The sequence below is a fragment of the Chryseobacterium sp. MYb264 genome (assembly GCF_035974275.1).
Lineage (GTDB): Bacteria > Bacteroidota > Bacteroidia > Flavobacteriales > Weeksellaceae > Chryseobacterium.
Genome location: NZ_CP142422.1, coordinates 73,551 through 94,855 on the forward strand (window position 1 = coordinate 73,551; position 21,305 = coordinate 94,855).

16 protein-coding genes are annotated in these 21,305 nt (G+C 36.3%); 9 read left to right on the plus strand and 7 right to left on the minus strand.

All coding sequences use genetic code 11. The annotated features are described in order from the left end of the window. Positions 1–14: 14 nt before the first annotated feature. Positions 15–1,619 (minus strand): S8 family peptidase, encoded by a 1,605-nt coding sequence (locus tag VUJ46_RS00345; protein ID WP_326983029.1) that lies wholly within the window; start codon positions 1,617–1,619, stop codon positions 15–17. Between the two features lie 86 nt (positions 1,620–1,705). Here VUJ46_RS00345 and VUJ46_RS00350 point away from each other — a divergent pair, with 86 nt between their 5' ends. From VUJ46_RS00350 to VUJ46_RS00365, 4 genes are all read left to right on the plus strand, one after another. Continuing rightward, the gene (locus VUJ46_RS00350) at positions 1,706–2,830 is read left to right on the plus strand and encodes a DegT/DnrJ/EryC1/StrS family aminotransferase (RefSeq protein WP_326983030.1); all 1,125 of its coding nucleotides are present in this window, start codon (positions 1,706–1,708) and stop codon (positions 2,828–2,830) included. A 348-nt stretch (positions 2,831–3,178) separates the two neighbouring features. Next, complete coding sequence (locus VUJ46_RS00355) at positions 3,179–3,481, plus strand: hypothetical protein (RefSeq protein ID WP_326983031.1); 303 nt, start codon at positions 3,179–3,181, stop codon at positions 3,479–3,481. A gap of 23 nt (positions 3,482–3,504) precedes the next feature. Continuing rightward, the gene (gene galE, locus VUJ46_RS00360; RefSeq protein WP_326983032.1) at positions 3,505–4,527 is read left to right on the plus strand and encodes a UDP-glucose 4-epimerase GalE; all 1,023 of its coding nucleotides are present in this window, start codon (positions 3,505–3,507) and stop codon (positions 4,525–4,527) included. A gap of 182 nt (positions 4,528–4,709) precedes the next feature. After that, on the plus strand, positions 4,710–5,159 hold the full coding sequence (locus tag VUJ46_RS00365) for an adenylyltransferase/cytidyltransferase family protein (RefSeq protein WP_326983033.1): 450 nt from the start codon (positions 4,710–4,712) through the stop codon (positions 5,157–5,159). A gap of 54 nt (positions 5,160–5,213) precedes the next feature. Here VUJ46_RS00365 and VUJ46_RS00370 read toward each other — a convergent pair whose 3' ends face one another. The 5 genes from VUJ46_RS00370 to pnuC all read right to left on the minus strand — a co-directional run bounded on the left by VUJ46_RS00370 (position 5,214) and on the right by pnuC (position 11,230). Beyond that, positions 5,214–7,775: a TonB-dependent receptor domain-containing protein gene (locus VUJ46_RS00370; RefSeq protein ID WP_326983034.1), complete on the minus strand. Its 2,562-nt coding sequence runs from the start codon at positions 7,773–7,775 to the stop codon at positions 5,214–5,216. 168 nt (positions 7,776–7,943) lie between these two features. Next, positions 7,944–8,969: an endolytic transglycosylase MltG gene (gene mltG / locus VUJ46_RS00375; RefSeq protein ID WP_326983035.1), complete on the minus strand. Its 1,026-nt coding sequence runs from the start codon at positions 8,967–8,969 to the stop codon at positions 7,944–7,946. Between the two features lie 28 nt (positions 8,970–8,997). Next, positions 8,998–9,765 carry a diaminopimelate epimerase gene (gene dapF, locus VUJ46_RS00380; RefSeq protein WP_326983036.1) on the minus strand — a complete coding sequence of 256 codons (768 nt, stop codon included), beginning with the start codon at positions 9,763–9,765 and terminating at the stop codon, positions 8,998–9,000. A 105-nt stretch (positions 9,766–9,870) separates the two neighbouring features. Further along, positions 9,871–10,554 carry a hypothetical protein gene (locus VUJ46_RS00385; protein ID WP_326983037.1) on the minus strand — a complete coding sequence of 228 codons (684 nt, stop codon included), beginning with the start codon at positions 10,552–10,554 and terminating at the stop codon, positions 9,871–9,873. A 4-nt stretch (positions 10,555–10,558) separates the two neighbouring features. Next, a complete protein-coding gene (pnuC, locus tag VUJ46_RS00390; RefSeq protein ID WP_326983038.1) occupies positions 10,559–11,230 on the minus strand; it encodes a nicotinamide riboside transporter PnuC in 672 nt (223 codons plus the stop codon). Between the two features lie 164 nt (positions 11,231–11,394). Here pnuC and VUJ46_RS00395 point away from each other — a divergent pair, with 164 nt between their 5' ends. The 4 genes from VUJ46_RS00395 to hemN all read left to right on the plus strand — a co-directional run bounded on the left by VUJ46_RS00395 (position 11,395) and on the right by hemN (position 16,540). Next, positions 11,395–12,912, plus strand: a complete 1,518-nt coding sequence (locus VUJ46_RS00395; RefSeq protein WP_326983039.1) for an amino acid permease — start codon at positions 11,395–11,397, stop codon at positions 12,910–12,912. Positions 12,913–12,954: 42 nt separating this feature from the next. Next, positions 12,955–13,962: a WD40/YVTN/BNR-like repeat-containing protein gene (locus tag VUJ46_RS00400; RefSeq protein WP_326983040.1), complete on the plus strand. Its 1,008-nt coding sequence runs from the start codon at positions 12,955–12,957 to the stop codon at positions 13,960–13,962. A gap of 214 nt (positions 13,963–14,176) precedes the next feature. After that, a complete protein-coding gene (locus VUJ46_RS00405) occupies positions 14,177–15,073 on the plus strand; it encodes a sialate O-acetylesterase (protein WP_326983041.1) in 897 nt (298 codons plus the stop codon). Positions 15,074–15,181: 108 nt separating this feature from the next. Beyond that, the gene (gene hemN, locus VUJ46_RS00410; RefSeq protein ID WP_326983042.1) at positions 15,182–16,540 is read left to right on the plus strand and encodes an oxygen-independent coproporphyrinogen III oxidase; all 1,359 of its coding nucleotides are present in this window, start codon (positions 15,182–15,184) and stop codon (positions 16,538–16,540) included. Positions 16,541–16,626: 86 nt separating this feature from the next. Here the strand turns inward: hemN and VUJ46_RS00415 are convergent, their stop codons facing one another. Continuing rightward, the gene (locus VUJ46_RS00415; RefSeq protein ID WP_326983043.1) at positions 16,627–17,994 is read right to left on the minus strand and encodes a PQQ-dependent sugar dehydrogenase; all 1,368 of its coding nucleotides are present in this window, start codon (positions 17,992–17,994) and stop codon (positions 16,627–16,629) included. 216 nt (positions 17,995–18,210) lie between these two features. On the opposite strand from VUJ46_RS00415, the gene secD reads away from it, so the two are divergent. Next, positions 18,211–21,120: a protein translocase subunit SecD gene (secD, locus tag VUJ46_RS00420; protein WP_326983044.1), complete on the plus strand. Its 2,910-nt coding sequence runs from the start codon at positions 18,211–18,213 to the stop codon at positions 21,118–21,120. Positions 21,121–21,305 lie beyond the last annotated feature (185 nt).

A 21,305-nucleotide genomic window follows, 5' to 3' on the forward strand; every position in this document is an offset into this window, starting at 1 on the left:
GAGGTTTTTTTCATTTATTCTTTGATAAATTTTTCATAATAAACTTTATCCTTAGTCTGAACTTTTAGATAATACACTCCATTTTGGAAATAGTCAACTTTAATCGATTTTTCGTTTTTACTTTTCTTAACTAATCTTCCCAAGTTATCGTAAATTTCAAGAGAAATGATATCACCTTCTGAAGCAATATTTAGCATATTTTTAACAGGATTCGGGAATAGAGTTAATTTATCCTTTTTAACCAATTCAGAAGTATTTAAAACGGCATTGTAAAAATTACCGAAATTGAGGATTCCGTATCCCATCTGATCGGTATGATTAGGGTAAAGCGATGAGGTCTCATGGAGTCTGTTTCTCATCTGGTCTCTGTTCATCGAAGAAAAAGCCTGAATCAGGCAGGCAACGCCACCAGTGGCAATAGGTGAAGCGATGGAAGTTCCGCTTACTGATGCCTGACTGTTATTATTGACGGTAGCTGCCGCAGAACCTCTCACACTTCCGTCAGGTTTTATCACACCCAAGGAATTAGGTCCGAAAGAGGAAAAGTTAGAAGAATTCCCGCTTGAATCTACAGAACCGATTGAAAAAACTTTCATATTATCGGCAGGCGTATTGATATAATGCCAAGGCTGAGCGCCTGAGTTTCCGGCAGCAACTAGGACGAAAATTCCTTTATTAACCGCAATTTCGGCAGCTCTGGCGATGAAAGATTTTGTACCATTCATATCCGAATAGGTATAATCATATCTCGAATCGTCGAAAGTAGTGTAGCCTAAAGAAGTATTGATCACATCAACTCCTTTTCTATCAGCTTCTTCTGCCGCTTCAATCCAGTATAATTCCTCTTCAGGGATTTCAACCGCGGCATTTTCGCTTCGGTAAAGGTAAAAATCAGCATCTGGTGCAGAGCCCACAAAGGAATTTTCAATATATCCGCCAATGGCTCCTAAGACCACGGTTCCGTGATCAAGTAACGAAGGATTATAAATATCTGTTGATTTCGCAACAAAATCATAGCCTCCTTTTATCTGATTGTTATTTCTGATCCTTGCAAATGCGGAACCTGTATTTACGGTAGGAAAACCCGCATCAATCACTGCAATGGAAACACCTGTTCCTGTGTAACCCGCCAGATGGAGTGGTCGCAAATTGATCTGATCGATCTGTGCAGAGCCGTTTCCGTAATCAAAAAGAGTTTGTGTTTTATTTGTATTTGAGGTCTCCTGCCATTTATTGTGATGTGCAATTTTAGTTCCGGTATTGGAGTTTTTAGCAAAACTTTCAACACTCTGAACGTAAGGCTGAGACTGAAGCGTTATTATTTGATTAGGATTTGCATTGACAGCAACTCCGTTTAGCCATTTAGAATAATCGGTTACGGTAAATCCCAGATTCTGAATGTTCTGAATGTAGGATTGTTCGATAGGAGCGTCCTGATCATTCAGTGAAATTCCCAATGCAGAACGTCTGTTGAGAGATTTTTGAGACAGTTCGGAAAGCGGGTTGGCATAGAACGCAGCCTTGTTGGGTTTATCATTAAAATAAACGAAAACCAGCTGTGTCTGTGCAAAAGAAGTGGAATAACCTGCTAAAAGACAAAAGAGTAAAAGTTTTTTCATATTTTTCTTTTGTATAAAGATAAAACAAAATCAATAAAATTTTTAAAAGGATTTTAAATTCCCTATTTTTACACAAATATTTATTTATGAAAAAAATTCAGATGGTTGACTTACAAAGTCAGTATTACAAAATAAAGAATGATGTAGATAATGCAGTTTTAAATGTAATGGATTCAGCGGCTTTTATCAACGGCCCTGAAGTAAAGTCTTTCCAGAATGAATTGGAGTCTTATTTAGACGTAAAGCACGTTATTCCTTGCGCGAACGGTACAGATGCGCTTCAAATTGCCTTGATGGCATTGGATCTGCAGGAAGGTGATGAGGTAATTACCGCAGATTTTACTTTTGCTGCAACAGTAGAAGTTATTCATTTACTGAAGCTTAAATCCGTTTTGGTGGATGTAGATTATGATACCTTTACAATTTCCACAGAGGCTATTAAAAAAGCAATTACTCCAAAAACAAAGGCAATTATTCCTGTTCATATCTTCGGACAATGTGCGAATATGGAGGAAATATTAAAAATTGCTGAAGAAAATAATCTGTATGTAATTGAAGATAACGCACAGGCCATTGGGGCTGATTATACTTTCGCAGACGGAACAGTGAAAAAATCTGGAACAATGTCTACGGTAGGAACTACGTCGTTCTTTCCTTCTAAAAACTTAGGTTGTTACGGAGATGGTGGTGCGATTTTTACAAATAATGATGAGCTTGCTCACCGTTTGAGAGGAATTGTAAATCACGGAATGTATGAAAGATATTATCATGATGAAGTGGGGGTCAATTCTCGTTTGGACAGTGTTCAGGCGGCGGTTTTAAGAAAGAAACTTCCACATTTGGATACCTATAACGAATCGAGAGGAAAGGCTGCTGATTTTTATGATGAAGCTTTTGCTAATCATCCGGATATTTTAACACCAAAAAGAGATGAAAATTCATCGCACGTTTTTCACCAGTACACCTTGAGAATTGTGAATGGAAAACGCAATGAGTTACAAAAGTTCTTAGCTGAAAAAGATATTCCTGCAATGATTTACTATCCGGTGGCATTGAGAAAGCAAAAAGCCTATTATCAGGAAAGCAATGATGCCGATTTTGTGAATACAGATAAGCTTTTAGGAGAGGTAATTTCTCTTCCGATGCATACTGAGCTTGATGAAGAGCAGTTGAAGTATATTACGGATGCTGTATTGGAGTTTATGGGGTAAACCCGAATACTTTGTCAAAGTTGAAAATCTTTGACAAAGTTTATATATAAAAAAACACACATGAAGATAAGAGAAAGTAATTTAGAGGTAGATCAGTTTTACCATATTTTCAATCGGGGAGTTAATTCCAAATTGGTTTTTTTGAATAATGAAAATTATAAATATTTTCTTCAGAAAATCAAATTGTTCATGATCCCTTATTTTGATATATATATGCTTATTGCTTAATGCCGAATCACTTTCATTTTCTTCTTAAAACTAAACCGAAAGTTGAGAGCTCTTCACATTTTAAAAAGGAAGGATTGCATTCCAAAGATTGTTTTTTTTAGTAAAGCAATTGCAAAATTGATGAGTAGCTACACTCAGTCTTTTAATAAGGTATATCAGCGAAGCGGACCTCTTTTCGAATCACCTTTTAAAAGAATACTGGTTGAATCGGATGATTATTTGAAAAATTTGATCATCTATATACATCAGAATCCTGAGGGCTTTCAGAACTATCGGTTTTCATCTTATTCGGCAGTCATTTCCGGAGCAGAAACAAATGTGAGGCGTGATTTTGTGCTGGATTTATTTGATGGTCGTGAAAATTTTATTAAATCACATCAAAAAGAAGTGAATATCAACTTTGTCAAAGACTTAAAGCTTTGACAAAGTCCTAAAAAAACATAAAAATGGCAATATTAGTCACAGGAGGACTTGGATATATTGGTTCTCACACAGTTGTAGAACTTTTGAATAACAATTTTGAAGTTGTTATTGTAGATGATTTATCGAATTCAGAAAAATTCATCTTAAAAAATGTTGAGGAAGTTACAGGAAAAAAACCAGCTTTTTATCCTTTTGATTTAAAGAGAAGAGATTTACTGACTCAGGTTTTTGATGCTTATGAAATTGAAGGTTGTATTAATTTTGCGGCTTCAAAAGCAGTGGGAGAGAGCCAGATAAAGCCGGTAGATTATTATGAGAATAATTTATTTTCACTGATTAATATTCTTCAGGAATTTAAAGAAAGAAATATTTCTAACTTTATTTTCAGTTCATCTTGTACGGTTTACGGGCAGGCAGATACAATGCCTATCGACGAAAATACACCGCTGAAAATGCCGGAAAGTGTTTATGGTAAAACAAAACAGATGGGCGAAGAGATTTTAATTGATTTTGCTAAAGCGTATCAACGTAAAATTTCGTTATTAAGATATTTTAATCCTATTGGTGCGCATCCTTCTGCAAAATTAGGGGAATTACCGATCGGAATTCCAAATAATTTAGTACCTTACGTTATGCAAACTGCGGCGGGCATCAGAGAAAAGCTAAGTATTTGGGGTGATGATTACCCGACTGTGGATGGAACTGCAGTTCGTGATTATATTTATGTGGTTGATTTGGCTAAAGCGCACGTTGCCGCTTTAAAAAGATTAATGGACGATAGATCTGAAGAAGAAACCATTGATATTTACAACTTGGGAACAGGAAAAGGTTCTTCTGTTTTGGAAGTTGTAAAAGCTTTTGAAGTAGCGAATAATGTTGATGTTCCTTATCAGATTTGTCCGAGAAGAGAAGGTGATATTACAGTAGCTTACGCCAATGCAGACAAGGCGGCAAAAGAACTGAACTGGAAATCTGAAACGAGCTTAGAAAATGCTTTAAAGACTACTTGGGAGTGGCAAAAGTATTTGGAATCGAGAAATGCTTAAATTATTAAAGCTTCGGATAAGATTAGCTTCAGAAAAACTAGAATTGTTACACTAAGATTTTTGAAGTGATAACAGAAAAAATTAATACATTTATAAAAACAAATTAAAAATATTTTTCCCCTAATCGCTGTTTTATTAGATTGAAATAATATTAATATCGGCGAAATTTTAAAAATACTTATATGAAAACAGAAAGAATAGGCATTACGTTTTCCTCGTTCGATTTATTACACGCAGGGCACATTAAGATGTTGGAAGAAGCAAAAACGATATGTGATTATCTGATTGTAGGTCTTCAGATAGATCCTTCTCATGACCGCCCGACAAAAAATAAACCGACTCAGACTATTGTTGAGAGATATATTCAGTTGAAAGCGGTAAATGCGGTAGACGAGATTATTCCTTATTATACGGAAGAGGATTTAGAGGATATTTTGAAGTCTTTTGTGATTGATGTAAGAATCATTGGAGATGATTATTTAGACAGAGATTTTACAGGTAAAAAATACTGTGAAGAGAAAGGTATCGAGATCTATTATAACAAAAGAGATCATAGGTTTTCTTCAAGCGACCTGAGAAAAAGAATTTTTGAAGCAGAAAGCAGAAAATTATCTCAGGAGTCTGTAAAGTAAGCTTTAAAGCATAAAAAAAATCCCGAAACACATATTTCGGGATTTTTTGTTTTATTACATTGGGCCTCCTTGCTGATCGTCTCCTGTAGCATTGGAGTTGATGTCTTTCTTTCTTTTTGGCTGATCAATCTTTTCTCCCTGCTTAAATCGATAAGTAAGAGAAACCGAAAACTGTCTTGGTTGCCATTGCATATAAGAGTCTCTCACACTGTTTTCAGTGTACGTTGTAGATCTCATAGCTCTTGTATTAAATATATCCTGAACATTGAAAGCAATGGTTCCGTCTCCTTTCCAGATTGTTTTAGATGCTCCGAAGTTCACCGCATACATATCTTTTCTTTCCTGATATGCTGTTTTCTGACCTCCTCTATAGAATCCCTGAAGCTGGAAACTAAATGTTTTGTCTACTTTAATGGTAGAAGAAAGTCTGGCTCTCGTAGAGAAACCTTTACCATTGAAGTTGGCTGTAGCTTGGATAGGGTTTTTGTCTTTATCAAATGTATCATACAAAGTACTTCCTTTTGTGTTATATCCGAATAAATCTACATTTCCTAAGAATTTTAACCAGCTTGTTGCGTCCCAGTTAAAGTTTAAATCTAAACCAAAACGGTCATCTGTTCCTAAATTAATAGGTTTTGTGTGAGATTCAATACGTTTAGGATCTACAAAGGTACCATCAGTATTGGTTGCTAATTTATTATAAACCAGCATTTTTGTATCATCAGTTTGATGTCTGTAATACAATGTCGGGTTGATCGTAAATTTCTTTTTAGCAATACTGTAACCGAATTCATATGAATCAACATAAGAAGGGTTAAGGTTAATGTTTCCGTCAAAGATATTCTGGTTATCATTATAATTCGGATTAGGAATCATAAAGAACGATCTTGGGCGGTCTATTCTTCTGGTATAATTTACCAATAGCTGATTGTCTTTGGCAAACTCATAGCTTAAATAAACACTAGGGAATAGATTGTTATAATTTTTGGTTGTTATAAGTTTATCTACATTAGGATTCAGACTTTGATAATTGATATCTACATTGGACAATTCATCCCTTACACCTACTTGGTATCCTAACTTTCCTATTTTACTTTTAAACTGTAAATAAAAAGCATTGAACGTTTCTTTATAAGTTGCGTCATAAGTGTAGGGTGTAAGAAAATCTAAAACAGGCTTTGTAGAAGTACTTTCTTTAACATCATTGCTGTAGTCATTAGAGTTTATGTCAACTCTGTATCCTGCTTCTAATTTTGAATTTTCACCGATTGGCAATTCATAATCAATTTTACCGATTACAGATTTGTTGATGGTATTTTGATTAATAACATTTTTTAAATCATCAATAGTATCATCAATATTCGTGTCATTGTAAGATCGGCTTCTTTGTAAGCTTAATGATAATGATAAATTTTGCCCTTTATCGTCAAACTTATGATCTAACCCAAAGTCACCCTGAAAAGCAAGATTATTATTGCTACCTAGCGTACGTCTGTTCGATGTATAAAAAGGATCTGTTAAAGGAGTATAATTATAAGCGATATTGCCAATATTTTCACTGTCAAAAGTTCTTACAGTACCCGATGCATTTACCGATGTTTTTTCATTAATGTCGTATACTATTCCAGCAGAAGCATTATAGTTATTATTTTTATTTTTAGTTTCAGAATTAGTATTTCTTTGAACTAAATCGTCCGGTAATGAAGCATTGTTAAAATAGTCATTATTCCTATTGGTGTTTTTAGATTCTCTGTAGCCACCGCCACCATTTAAAAACCAAGTGAAATTTCCTTTTCTCCAGTTCAGGTTTGCATTTAAATTAGTCTGAGGAAGATATCCTAAAGTACCAATAACACTGCCGTTAAAACCTGTTTTCTTGCTTTTCTTTAAAATAATATTTAAAATACCCGCAGTTCCCGAAGCTTCAAATTTTGAAGAAGGATTGGTAATTACTTCAATCCTCTCAATCTGATCAGCAGGAATACTTTGTAACGCATTCGCACCATCATCAATTCCCAATAAAGCAGAAGGTTTTCCGTTGATTAAAAATCTTACATTGCTGCTTCCTCTCATCGAAACAGTACCATCTGTATCCACAGAAACCGATGGAACGTTTGTTAAAACATCCTGAAGATTTCCTCCTTTACTTACAATATCTTGAGACGGATCGTATGTTTTTTTATCGAGCTCTACTTTATAAGGCTTCGTTGCCTGAACCGTAATGGTAACTCCCTGGATGTCCTGAGTTTTTACATTAGTGGCACCGCTTGCCTCAGGTTCAATAGATAGAGCACCGATGTTTCCTGCAGCCGTAATTTGTTTGTTGATGAGGCTTTTCTTGTAATCGATTGCTTCTACTGTAATATCATAATTGCCTGGTGCAAGATCCAGTTTATATTGTCCCTTTTCGTCGGTTAGCGTAGCATCACTGAAAAGCTTGTTTTCTTTATTGCTGAATGTCACAGATGCGTAAGGCACAGGCTGGTTGCTCTTATTGACAACCGATCCCGATACACCCACTTTCTCCTGACCAAAAGCAAATGCCGCCGCCGATAGAACAAAGGTAAGCCCGAGAGTTTTCTTTGTAAAAAGGTTAATAATTTCCGTCTGATTCATAGATTTGTTTTTGTGTAAAATCGTGAAAGTAATATTCCTAGTATTGTGAATTTAATAAATGCTTAAATTTTAAAATACTAGGGTAGTTTATGTATTTGTAATGTATATGTCGTCTTTTAGGACTAAATGTTAATTATTATATTGTTAAATTAAAGTTAATTTTTTCTTCTATTTAATATTTTTTGAATTCAGCCAGTCCTGATACGCTTTTGCATTAATAGCATGCTGTTCGGCACTTGCCGTAAATTTGTGATAACCGAATCTCGCTGGATCAGCACACATAAAAATGTAATCGTTGCTTTCTGCATTCAAAACAGCATCTACAGAGTTTTTATCAACGATGCAGATTGGCCCCGGGGGAATTCCTTTATTAGCATACGTATTATAAGGCGACGGAGTAGACAGATGCTTATAAAAAACTCTTTTTATCGATTCTTTAAAATTCGTTTGCTGGTTGATTGCATAAATTACCGTTGGGTCAGACTGAAGTTTCATGCCTTTTCTGTAACGGTTTAAATATAATCCCGCAATAGTTCTCATTTCATCCTTCTTTCCTCCCGATTCTTTATAAACGATGGATGCCAAAGCATAAACCTGATCTCTCGTTAAACCTGATTGTTGCTCTTTCGCTTTTCTTTCGCTGTTCCAAAAATCATTGTACTGATCTTCGAATTTTTTGAAAAACTCTTTCGGAGTAACCGTCCAGAAAAAATTATAGGTATCGATGAAGAAATATTTTTTCAGATCTTCAGCATTTTTATAGCCTTTTTCGGTGGCGATACTGTTCAGATTATCTACAAATTTTAAAGAATCCAGCTCTGTTTTTTTGGTTACTTTACCCACCATCTGGTAGATGTCTCCAAAATCACCAATTCTAAAACTGTTCTCGCTTTGGTTTCCGGCTTTGATCATATTCACCAAATTGGTATTCCCCAATCCTTTCTGAAAATGATAACGTCCCGGTTTGAAACTTTGTTCCAGCCCTTTCATTTTAGCAACGGTTTCGAAAGATTCTTTGTCTTTTACATATTTTCCGACCGAGTCTAATATTTGTTTAAAGCTCGCCTGATGCGGAATCAAAACATAACCGTCATTTTCTACATTGTTGCCGTAATATTTATTATAAAATCTCAAACCAAAAAATCCACCTACTACCACAACAAGTAGGATAATGATGAAAATTGCTTTTTTCATAAATGTTGATTAAAAGTTGACTGAATTTTTATAAAAGGTCTACCTTTCCTTTAAAAACCTGCTTTGCCGGGCCTTCAAGCCAAATATTCTGGAAATAATCTCCGTTTTTTTCGGCATATACTTTAAGATTTCCGCCCAGCGTTTTAACTTTTACAGAAATTAGATTGTTATTTTGCAGAAAAGTTAAAGCCGAAGCCGTAACTCCCGTTCCGCAACTGAAGGTTTCGTCCTCAACGCCTCGTTCATAGGTTCTTACAAAAATCTCTTCTTCAGAAATTTTTTCAACAAAGTTCACGTTAATCCCTTTTTCTTTATAATTTTCAGAATTTCTGATTCCGTTCCCATGGGCAAAGACGTTGTAATTCACAATATCTTCAACATATTTTACATAATGGGGCGATCCGGTGTCCATCACTGTATCGTCACCGTCATTTGAAATCAGATCCACATCTTTCATTTTAAGTTTAATAATTCCGTTATGAATTTCCGCATCATGCTCACCATCGATGGCGATAAACTTACATTTACCTTCAAAAATATCTAAGAAAAAAGCAAACGCCACCGAACAACGCGCTCCGTTTCCACAGAAACTTTTAGAACCGTCAGAATTATAGTAATCCACTTCGAAATCATAGCCTTCCGCATGATTTATTTTGATAAGTCCGTCCGCGCCAATTCCGAAACGGCGGTCGCAGAGTTTCTGGATATTTTCTATTGATAAATCATTCCACTCTCCGGAACGATTATCAAGCATTACAAAATCGTTGCCTGTCCCCTGATATTTATAAAATTCCATATTTTTTCTCTTATTTGTCTAAAGAATTAACTTACAAAATTACTAAATATTTAAAACAAAAACGAACAGTGTTAGCTGCTCGTTTTCTTATTTAGAATGATTATATTATCTTCTGAAACCTCCTGATCCTGATGAGGAAGAAGAGCTGTTCTGCTGTGTAGTTGGCGAACTGTTTCTAAATCCTCCTGAATTTGAATTATTCTGCTGCTGTTGCGGCTGAGGAGTTGTATTTCTGAAACCGCCACTGTTGTTATTCTGTTGTGGCTGTGTATTATACTGCTGCTGATTCCTGAAACCGCTGTTGTTCTGTCTCTGGCTGTTGTTTTGCTGCTGGTTTCTGAATCCTCCCTGATTACTGTTCGAGTTTGAATTTCTGAAACCCCCACTGTTGTTATTCCCCTGAGAATTAGAATTTCTGAATCCTCCTGAATTATTTCTTCCGCTGTTATTGTTAGAGTTGGAGTTTCCGAAACTTCCCTGATACGTATTCTGTCCCTGACCGCTGGATCTTCTTTCTACATATACTTTTCTTCTTGAATTATTATAATTGTAGTAATAGTAAGGAGCGCCGTTATCATAGTAATAATTAACATCATTTCTGTAATAATATCCATCGTTACCCCAATATCCTCCGTTTCCATAATATCCTGAAGGTGCATAGTAATACCCATTATTGTAATAAGGATCACCATATCCTCCTGTACTCGCATAGCCGTCTGAATAGGCGATACAAGATGATAAGCTGGCTATAGCGAAAATACTTAATGTTATTTTTAATAAATTTTTCATGACTTTACTGTACTTTTTTTGCTTTAAAACTTTTTTCCCAATTGACGTATCCTGAGATCGCCATTATAGTAAATACCAAATATTGCACCGAAGTGATGCCGAGACCTTTATAAATCATCATAGGAATGCAAATGATATCTCCGATGATCCAGAAAATCCAACTGTCTATGCGTCTTTTCGCCATCAGCCACATGCCGAGTAAAAAGGTGGAAGTGGTGACTACATCCAGCCAGTTGGCCCAATCCAGATGGTAAAGACCAAGATTTACCTTTTCCATTGAAAATTGATTGTCGATATAGGGTTTAAAATAATATACTATAGTTACTAAGATTAAACTTATAATGAAAAGTAAAATCCCATATATCCATTCTTTTTTTTCTGCCCATTTTACATCTACATGAATATTATCCTCTGAATTTTTAGACCATAAGATCCAGCCATAGATGCTGATGGCGGTATAATATACATTAATCATGCAATCACCAAGCAACCCGAAATTGAAAAGAATGTAAACGTAAATCAGGGTAGAAATGATTCCCGTGGGATAAACCCAGATATTTTTTTTAATTGAAAAATATACGCTTAGAATTCCGAAAAAAGCAGCTGAGCCTTCAAGGAATATATCTAAATAACTGTAGGCTTTGTAAGGGCTTACGAAAAGATCGTATAAATTCATGTGTTCAAAAATACGCAAAAAACAGCAGGTTTTAAAATAATTTAAATAATATGCAATTTTAGTTTTTAACCATTTGTATCTAAATTAATTAATGAAAGTTTATCAATAAACCTTATGATTTCCAAAATTTTTATATTTTCGTAAATCTTTAATAAATAAAAAATATGTCTAAAATTTGGATTAAGAAGCCGCTAAGTGCCTATGAGGCAGATATGCAAAAGAGCGAGCTGAAAAAAGTCCTTGGTAAATGGAGTTTAACCGCAATTGGAGTAGGAGCGATTATTGGTGGAGGAATTTTTGTACTTACCGGTACAGGTGCTTATTATCACGCGGGGCCGGCATTGGCAATCTCTTTCATCGTTGCTGGTATTGCCTGTGTTTTTGCTGCTTTATGTTATGCTGAATTTGCGTCCATTATTCCGGTAGAGGGGTCGGCTTATGCATACGCTTACGGTACAGTAGGTGAAATTTTTGCCTGGGCAATGGGCTGGTGTCTCATTTTAGAATACGCAATGGCCAGTATGGCGGTATCGGTGAGCTGGTCCGGATATTTTACGAAATTTCTCAAGATCTTTGGTGTTCATCTCCCGTCTTATCTGACTTCCGATCCGGCAAGTTATACCGGAGAAGGATTTTCAATGAATTTACCGGCTTTTATTTTGGTGCTTTTGATTACCGGACTGTTGGTAAAAGGGACAAAGGAAGCTGCAGGAGCCAATAATTTAATTGTACTGCTAAAAACAACAGCAGTGGTGTTTGTGGTGATTGCAGGAGCCTCTATCATATTTTCAAGCCCGGAAATGTATACCGCAGCGGAAGGTGTGAAAAATTGGAATCCTTTTATTCCGGATCAGACTTTGATTAAAAATTCTGAAGGTGAAATGGTTTCAGCGTATGGTATCAAAGGAATTATTTCAGGAGCAGCGGCAATTTTCTTTGCCTATATCGGTTTTGATGCGGTGTCCACGCAGGCTGGAGAAGCGATTAATCCTAAGAAGGACGTTCCTTTCGCGATCATCACTTCATTATTGATCTGTACTGCTTTATATATTTGTGTATCTCTTGTTTTAACAGGAATGATGCACTATACAGACTTTAATCCTGAAGGTAAATTTCCTGATGCGATTAAGGCGCCTGTGGCTTATGCTTTCGAAATTGCAGGGAAACACTGGGCAAGTAATATTGTAACGATTGCAGCTACCGTAGGTTTAATTTCTGTGGTAATGGTCATGATGATGGGACAGTCCAGAATTTTCATCGGAATGGCGAAAGACGGCTTGATTCCTAAATTCTTCGGGGAACTTCACCCAAAAACAAGAACGCCTTACAAAGGAATTATCCTGTTGGGAGTTGTAGTTGCATTTATCGCAGCATTTACTCCAATTTCCACATTGGCTGATATGACGAGTTTCGGAACCCTGTTTGCATTTACACTGGTATGTGTCGCGGTTTGGGTCATGAGAAAAAGACAGCCAGATCTTGTAAGACCTTTCAAAGTGCCTGCTTACAAAATAGTGGTAGCATTAGGAGTAATCATCAATGTATATTTGATTTTCAACCTAAGTGCTCATGCATTGGAGCTTTCTGCATGTTGGTTATTCCTTGGAGGTTTGGTATACTTCCTGTACGGAAAATCGCACAGTAAGCTAAACAATCCGGAAAAATATAAGAATATTGACTAATATACTCACCCGCTTCGGCGGGTTTTTTTATTTTTGTTATCTATGAAAAAATTACTTTTAGTTTTATTTGCCTTTGTGGGAATATTTGCCTTTTCTCAACAAGTTGAAAGTTTTATCACTATTTTTAATGATAAAATAAGCATCCGTGCCATTGAGTTATATGACAATAAAGTCTGGTACAGCGGAACAGATTCTAAATTTGGCTTTGTAGACTTAAAAAATCCGAACAATCAAAAACAGATTCAGCTTTCAAAAAAGAATCTTCAATTCAGAACGTTGGCTCAGGATAAAAAATACTTTTACACCATTAATGTAGAAAGTCCTGCAGAGTTTTTTAAAATCGAAAAAAAAAGCTTAAAATCCGAAGTGATATTTAAGGATACCGCGAAAGCTGCTTTTTATGATGCATTAATCTCTCATAAACGAAAATTCTACACCTATAGTGATCCTGATAAGAATCTTAAACTTAAATTTATTAAATTTGATTACAATAAAAAACAATTTAGTTCTGAATTGTATGATAAACTTCTCTTAAGAAAAGGGGAAGGTGCTTTTGCGGGAAGTAATACCAATATTAGTGCTTTTGAAAATTGGATTTGGATTGCTACCTCATGGAAAATTTTAAAATTAAATACAAAAGACAATACAATTGAGCAGTTTTACACGGGTATGGAAACCGGATTTTCAACCGGCATTTTTTCAATTGATTTTTCAGATGAAAACTTTGGTGTTGCTGTAGGCGGAAATTATATGGCTCCTGAAGATAACGAAAACAACATTGCCACAACCAATAACGGTGGTAAAGATTGGAAAATACAAGCTTCCGGTAAGAATGGAGGTTATAAATCTTGCGTAAAAATTAGACCTCACAGTAATGGAAAAGATATGATTACGATTGGATCGAAAAATATTGAATTTTCCAGCGACTACGGCAAGACTTGGACAAAAATATCCGAAGAAAAGAGTCTTTTTACATGCGAATGGGTTGATGAGAGTACAGTCGTTGTAGCAGGAAAAGATAGAATTTCTATTTTGAAATTAAAGTTTTAATTCTTTATTTGAATTTAAAGATGCGCTCCGTCAGTTCGAGTGTTTTTCGCAGCAAAGCGAAGAAAAATGTATCGAGAACTTTATTTTAAGATTAAATAAAAAGCATTTCATCAAACAGTTCTCGATATGCTGCGCTACTCGAACTGACGGAATTCTCGTTTAATAGTCAAGAAATAAAGATTCTTCTTAAATTAATTTTCACTAAATTTTCCCCATGAAAAACTTAAAAATATTCTTTCTTTTATTAATTCCTACTTTATATTATTCTCAAAAAGTTAGGGTTTTTATTTTGGCGGGTCAATCGAATATGAACGGTTTTGGCTATAATAAAGACCTTCCGAATGATTTAAAAACCTTTAAAGATGTTTATATTTTTCAGGGAAATTCCGTTCCGGATGGTGAAACGAATGGCGGAGTCGGAAAATGGGATGTTCTCAAGCCCGGACACGGAACGGGTTTTAAGTCCGATGGAAAAACAAATTCGCTTTCAGACCGATTCGGGCTGGAATTGTCTTTCGCTAAAAAAATGAAAGAACTTTTCCCCAATGATAAAATTGCCCTGATAAAATATGCCAGAGAAGGCACTTCTATTGATAGTTTGGCTGCCGCGGGTTTTGGTTGCTGGGATGCCGATTTTAACGGAAAAAACGGAATCAATCAATATGATAACTTTTTAAAAACCGTAAAAAATGCTTTAGCTGAAACGGATATTGACGGAAATGGCAAAAAAGACGAGATTATTCCTTCCGGTATTCTGTGGATGCAGGGAGAAGGGGATGCGAGCTATAATGAAGAAATAGCCAATCGTTATTATGAACATGTAAAAGTGTTGATGAATCAGATGAGAGCTACTTTATTGGCTGATGATTTGCCGGTGGTGATTGGGAAAATTTCAGATTCAGGGAAAAATGAAGCCGGAAAAGTATGGCCGATGGGAGAACTGGTGCAATACGCTCAGGAAAAGTTTGTTAAAAATGATAAAAAAGCAGCGATCGTCCGTTCAACAAAGAAATACAATTACGGAAACGATCCCTGGCATTATGATAGCGCAGGATATATCGATTTGGGTAAAAATTTTGCGGAAGAGGTATTTAGATTGATTATAAAATAAACATGATAGATAAAGCCTAATATATTTCATGATTTAAAATTGGGAAGTTATAGTTAATTTTGCATGGTGAAATTCACTTTAGGATTTCCCTGAAAATTTAAAATTGTAATGAATTCTTTAATCGATAAATATAATATTCCGGGACCTCGTTACACGTCTTATCCTACCGTTCCTTACTGGGACGAAAGTAGTTTTTCTCCTGAAAGATGGAAAGAAAGCGTGATCAGGTCTTTTAATGAAAGTAATGCAGAAGAAGGAATTTCTATTTATATTCACTTACCTTTCTGTGAGGCATTGTGTACATTTTGTGCCTGCCACAAGCGTATTACAAAACAGCATAGCGTTGAAATACCTTATCTGGAGAGCGTTTTGAAAGAATGGCAATTGTATCTTCAGCTTTTTGAGGAAAAACCAAAGTTGAAAGAACTGCATTTAGGAGGCGGAACACCCACGTTTTTCTCTCCTGAAAATCTTAAAAAAATGCTGTCGGGTATTTTTGAAACGGTTGAGATTGCCGAACATCCGGAATTTTCTTTTGAAGGTCACCCGAATAATACAACAAGAGAGCATCTTGAGACTTTGTATGATCTTGGTTTCAGAAGAGTGAGCTTTGGTGTTCAGGATTATGACCCGAAAGTTCAGAAAGCCATCAACAGAATTCAGCCTTTTGAAAATGTACAAAGAGTGACGGAATGGGCGAAAGAGATTGGTTACAGAGGAATCAGCCATGATCTTGTTTTCGGGCTTCCGCATCAGACTTGGGAAGCAATGGAATATACCATTCGTAAAACAATGGAATTGAAACCGGACAGATTAGCCTTTTATTCTTACGCTCACGTACCTTGGGTAAAAGGGGTTGGGCAAAGAGGTTTTGATGAAAATGACCTTCCGAGTGGTGAAGAGAAACGGCGTCTGTATGAAGATGGTAAAAAATTACTGGAAGATTTAGGATATATTGAAGTTGGAATGGATCATTTTTCTCTGGAACATGATGATCTGTATCAATCTTTAATTCAAAAAAAACTCCACCGAAATTTCATGGGGTATACTTCAAGCAATACTCAGTTGATGGTTGGTTTGGGAATGTCAGCAATTTCAGATTCTTGGTATGCTTTTGCGCAAAACGTAAAAACGGTAGAAGAATATCAGAAAATGGTAGAAGAAGGTGAAATTCCGGTGGTGAAAGGTCATATTCTGAATAATGAAGATTTAACGGTGAGAAGACATATCTTAAATTTAATGTGTCAGCTTGAAACCTCTTTTGAGGTAGAAAATTCTTTCCCTGAGCTTGAAAATGCATTTGAAATGCTTCAGGAAATGGAAAAAGATGAATTGGTAGAAATAAACGGTCACCAAATAAAAATTACAGAAAAAGGAAGAGCGTTTACGAGAAACGTAGCCATGGTTTTTGATTTGAGAATGTTGAGAAATAAGCCTGAAACAAGGATTTTCTCCATGACGATATAAAAGAAAAGCGATTCAATGTTGAATCGCTTTTTATTTAACGTAAATTCCATGAACAAAACAGCCTCTCTCTTCCAGCCTAAAATGTATTACTTAACAATCAACTTTTGGCTATAAGAATTCATTTCACCTGATTTCAGATTGATATAGTAAACACCCGCAGGGACATCCGTAATATCCACACTCTGCCCATCTTTTACCTTATCATTTTCCCAAACTTTCCTGCCTTCAGTAGTGTAAATTTCTGCGGTTACTTTTTTATTTGGAATTCCATCAATAAAAATTTCCTCAGAAGCAGGATTCGGATAAATTCTGATATTCCCCAAATTATTAACGTCCTGAGTTCCCAACGTACTTGTCGTGATTTTGTAAATTTTTCCATTATTCACGGCAGCAACATATAATTCTTTCTGAAAATCCTGTCCAAAGGTTGAAAAATTATTTCCGGAATAGGCAGGTGTCCATACCACAGAATTGTCAGTACTCATGATTCCTATTTGGGTAGAACAGTAATCGGCAAAGAAATATTTTCCGACTAAATCCGGATTTTGCGTCCCCCTATAAACATAACCTCCTGTTACGGAGCATTTCCCTCCCGAATGATCATAGACTGCGACAGGAAAAGTCATCGTAGACTGAGCCGCGCAATCCGTTGTATTATAATCGCTGTTTCCTTCGTAGCATCGCCATCCGTAATTAATTCCGCCTTGGGTAAGCGGCATTCTGTTGATTTCTTCAATTTGCCCTTGTCCAACATCGGCAATCATCGCATTGCCTGTTGTTAGGTCAAACGACCATTTCCAGGCATTTCGAAGTCCATATGCCCAAACTTCATCTGCGCCGTCGGTTCCTACAAAAGGATTGCCTGTAGGAATATTATAAGGTGCAGTTTCTGTATTCACATCAATTCTCAACATTTTTCCGAGCAGAGAATTTTTGTTTTGAGCATTGTTATTCGGATCTCCGCCGCTTCCACCATCACCGGTAACTATCCAGAGATTGCCGTCCGGAGCAAAATGAATGCTTCCGCCGTTGTGATTGTCAAAAGGTTTGGGAATGTTCAGCAAGATCTTTTCAGAATTGGGATCCGCCACATTCGGATCGGTTCCGCTTACCGTGTATCTTGCCACAATAATATTTCCTGCGGTATTGTTATAATACACAAAAAAATACCCATTGGTAGAGTATTGCGGATGAAACGTCAGTCCTAAAAGTCCTCTTTCACCTCCATAGGTGATTTTAGAACTGATATTTAAAAAATTAGCGGAATTAATCGATCCGTCGGGCTGAATAATTTTGATCATTCCATTCTGTTGTACAACAAACAATCGGCTGTCGTTGGCGTTCGTGATTTCAACGGGTGCGGTAAGCCCGGTAGCAAATTCTTCCAAATTAATGCTTTGTGCATTAACGATAAAAGAAGAAAAAATACCTACGCAAAAAAGTAGTTTTTTCATAATATTTTGATAGTTAGTGGGTTGAATTTACTAATGAAAATTTTATACCAATCCCTATTGAATTATTAATTAAAATTTATAACAATCGTTAGTAAATGTTTAATGTAAATGAGAGAGCCGATATATCTGAAAATAAACGATTTCTGTTGTTAATAATTCATAAAATTCAATAAAATGATTATATTTGCCGACTTAATTTAACGTAGTTATAACAAAATGCAAGGAAAAGGACTTATTACAATTGTTGCTATTGTACTAGGGTTAATTTGCTTAAATGAGCTATTACCAACATGGTACGCCAGCAAAATTGAAAAGCAGGCGACTGCTATTGCAGGAGACAATCCGGAGAAGTACCAGAAAGAAATCTTAAAGCTTTCTAAGGATACTTTGAATTTAGGATTTACTAAACTTTATTACTCTAAAGCCAAAGACAAGGAAATGAAACTTGGTTTGGACTTGAAAGGGGGAATCAACGTTCTTTTGGAGATCAACCAGAGAGACTTGGTGAATGATTTAACAAATTATTCTACCAACCCGATCTTGATCGAAGCTTTGAACAAGACCGATGAAGTTCAGAAAAATTCTACAAAATCTTACATCGATAATTTCTTTGATCAATTCGATGCGATCAACAAAGCGAAAGGTACCAACCTGAAACTTGCTGATCCTGAGCTTTTCGGAAACACAAATCTTTCAGAGATCAAGTATAATACTTCAGACGAGCAGGTAAAAAGCATCGTAAAAAGAAGAATTGATCTTTCTGTAGGTACAGCTTTCGAGGTGATCAGAACGAGAATCGATAAAATGGGGGCGGTGCAGCCAAACGTTCAGAGAGTACCGGGTACTGCAAGAATTTCTGTGGAAATGCCGGGTATGAAAGATATCGATAAAGTGAAAAAAATGCTTCAGACTTCCGCAAAACTTCAGTTCTGGGAAGTACAGCAGGTTCCTGAAATCGCTCCTTATTTCCAGTCATTAACTACAATGGTTTCTGCAAAAGGTGATTCTATGGGAGTTGCGAAGAATACAAACTTCATGAATCTTCTACACCTTGACAAATTAAGAACAAGCGGTGTTGCCAACGTAAAATTATCTGATACAGCTGCTGTTAACAAAATCTTGAACAGCAAAATTGCTCAGTCTTTGCGTCCTGCAAACATTAAATATACCCAGTTTATGTGGGGTTACAAGCCTGAGTCTACAGATACTGAAAGTTTGGTATTGTACGCAATCAGAGGTAACATTAACCAAAAAGCTCCTGTAGATGGTTCTGTAGAAACTGCAAACATCAGCTATGATGAGTTGAGCAGAGTAGTGGTAGACATGCAGATGGACTCTAAAGGTGCTAAAGAGTGGAAAACATTAACGGAGAAAAACGTTGGAAAACCAGTGGCTGTAACACTTGATAACAGAGTGTACACAGCACCAAACGTTGTGGGGGCCATCCCTAACGGTAGAACTCAGATCTCTGGTAACTTCTCTCAGGAAGAAGCTAAAGAATTAGTAGACGTTTTAGGAGCTGGTAAATTACCTGCAGGTGCAAAAGTAGTTCAGGCTACGCAGGTAGGTCCGTCATTAGGACAGGAATCTATTGATGCGGGTATGCTTTCATTCGGCATTGCATTCTTAATTATTATTGTTTATATCATTTTCTATTACGGTGGTGCAGGGGTGTACGCTGTAATTGCAATGATCATCAACTTATTCTATATTTTCGGAATCATGGATTCCGGAGACTTTACATTGACACTTCCAGGTATCGCTGGTATCGTTCTTACAATGGCTATGGCGGTCGATACAAACGTAATTATCTACGAGAGAACCAAGGAAGAGCTATTTGCAGGAAAGAGTATTTTAGAGGCCTATAAAGATGGTTTCAAACATGCATTGAGTGCAATTGTTGACGGTCACTTAACAACATTATTAACATCCGGTGTACTTTTCCTATTCGGAACAGGTCCTATCAAAGGATTCGCTTTGACTTTAGGAATCGGTATCCTGATGACATTCTTTACTTCGGTATTGCTTTCAAGAGTAATGATCTTCCACAGACTTGGAAAAGGAAAAGGGCTTTCTGTTTGGACGGCTCCAACAAAAAACCTATTCAGAAATACGTGGATCGATTTTATCGGGAAAAGAAAATATGCATATATCATTTCTGCAGTTCTTACAGTGGTATGTATTGCGTCAATTGCTATTCATGGATTCAAATATGGGATCGATTTTACAGGAGGTAGAAACTACGTAGTAAGATTTGATAAACCGGTAAATGCTGAAGACGTTGAAACTAATTTGGTTAAAATGTTCCAGACTGCTGATGGTAAAAACTCATCTGTTGAAGCCAAAACTTTCGGAAACGACCAGCAGCTGAAGATCTCTACGGATTACCTTATTGATGATGAATCTTTAAAAGCGGATCAAACTGTTGAACAAAAACTATTTGATGGTTTAAAATCTCATTTACCGGCAGGCATCACAATGCATGATTTCAAATCTGCAGATAAAGAGCATGCAGGAATTATCTCTTCTGAAAAAGTAGGTCCTACCGTTGCTGATGACATCCAATTGCACGGTACCTTGGCAGTAGTTGCTGCCTTGGCAGGTATCTTTATCTATATTTTGGTGAGATTTAGAAAATGGCAGTTCTCTCTTGGTGCGGTTGCGGCATTGTTCCACGATGCGGTAATCATTTTGGGAGCATATTCACTGCTTCACAAGTATATGCCATTCAATATGGAGATCAACCAAGATTTCATCGCGGCAATCCTTACCGTATTAGGATATTCAATCAACGATACGGTAATTATCTTCGACAGAATTAGAGAATATTTGAGAGAGAAAAAATCATTAACATTAGCTGGTTTATTCGATGACTCTATTTCAAGTACACTAGGTAGAACATTCAACACTTCATTTACTACGATTTTAGTAATTTTGGCGATCTTCATTTTTGGTGGAGATAACCTGAGAGGATTTATGTTTGCTCTATTGGTAGGTATCGGTTTCGGTACATATTCATCCATCTTCATTGCATCGGCAATTGCCTATGACTTCCTGAAGACCGGAAAAGAGGACGAAGTTCACGGTAAAACAACTTCAAACAAAGAAGTACTTGCTTCAAAATAATTTATACTACAATAAATAAGAAAAAGCCTTTCAATTTGAAAGGCTTTTTTCGTGCGTAAAAGTTGTTAACTTCTGGTTTGATAGTTGATAAAGTTTATGGTAATAGAAAGATATGTTTTTAGAAGCTATTTCCAGCTTTCCGCTCATACTCCTCACCCCGAAGCTTGCCAACGCTCTCCACCCCT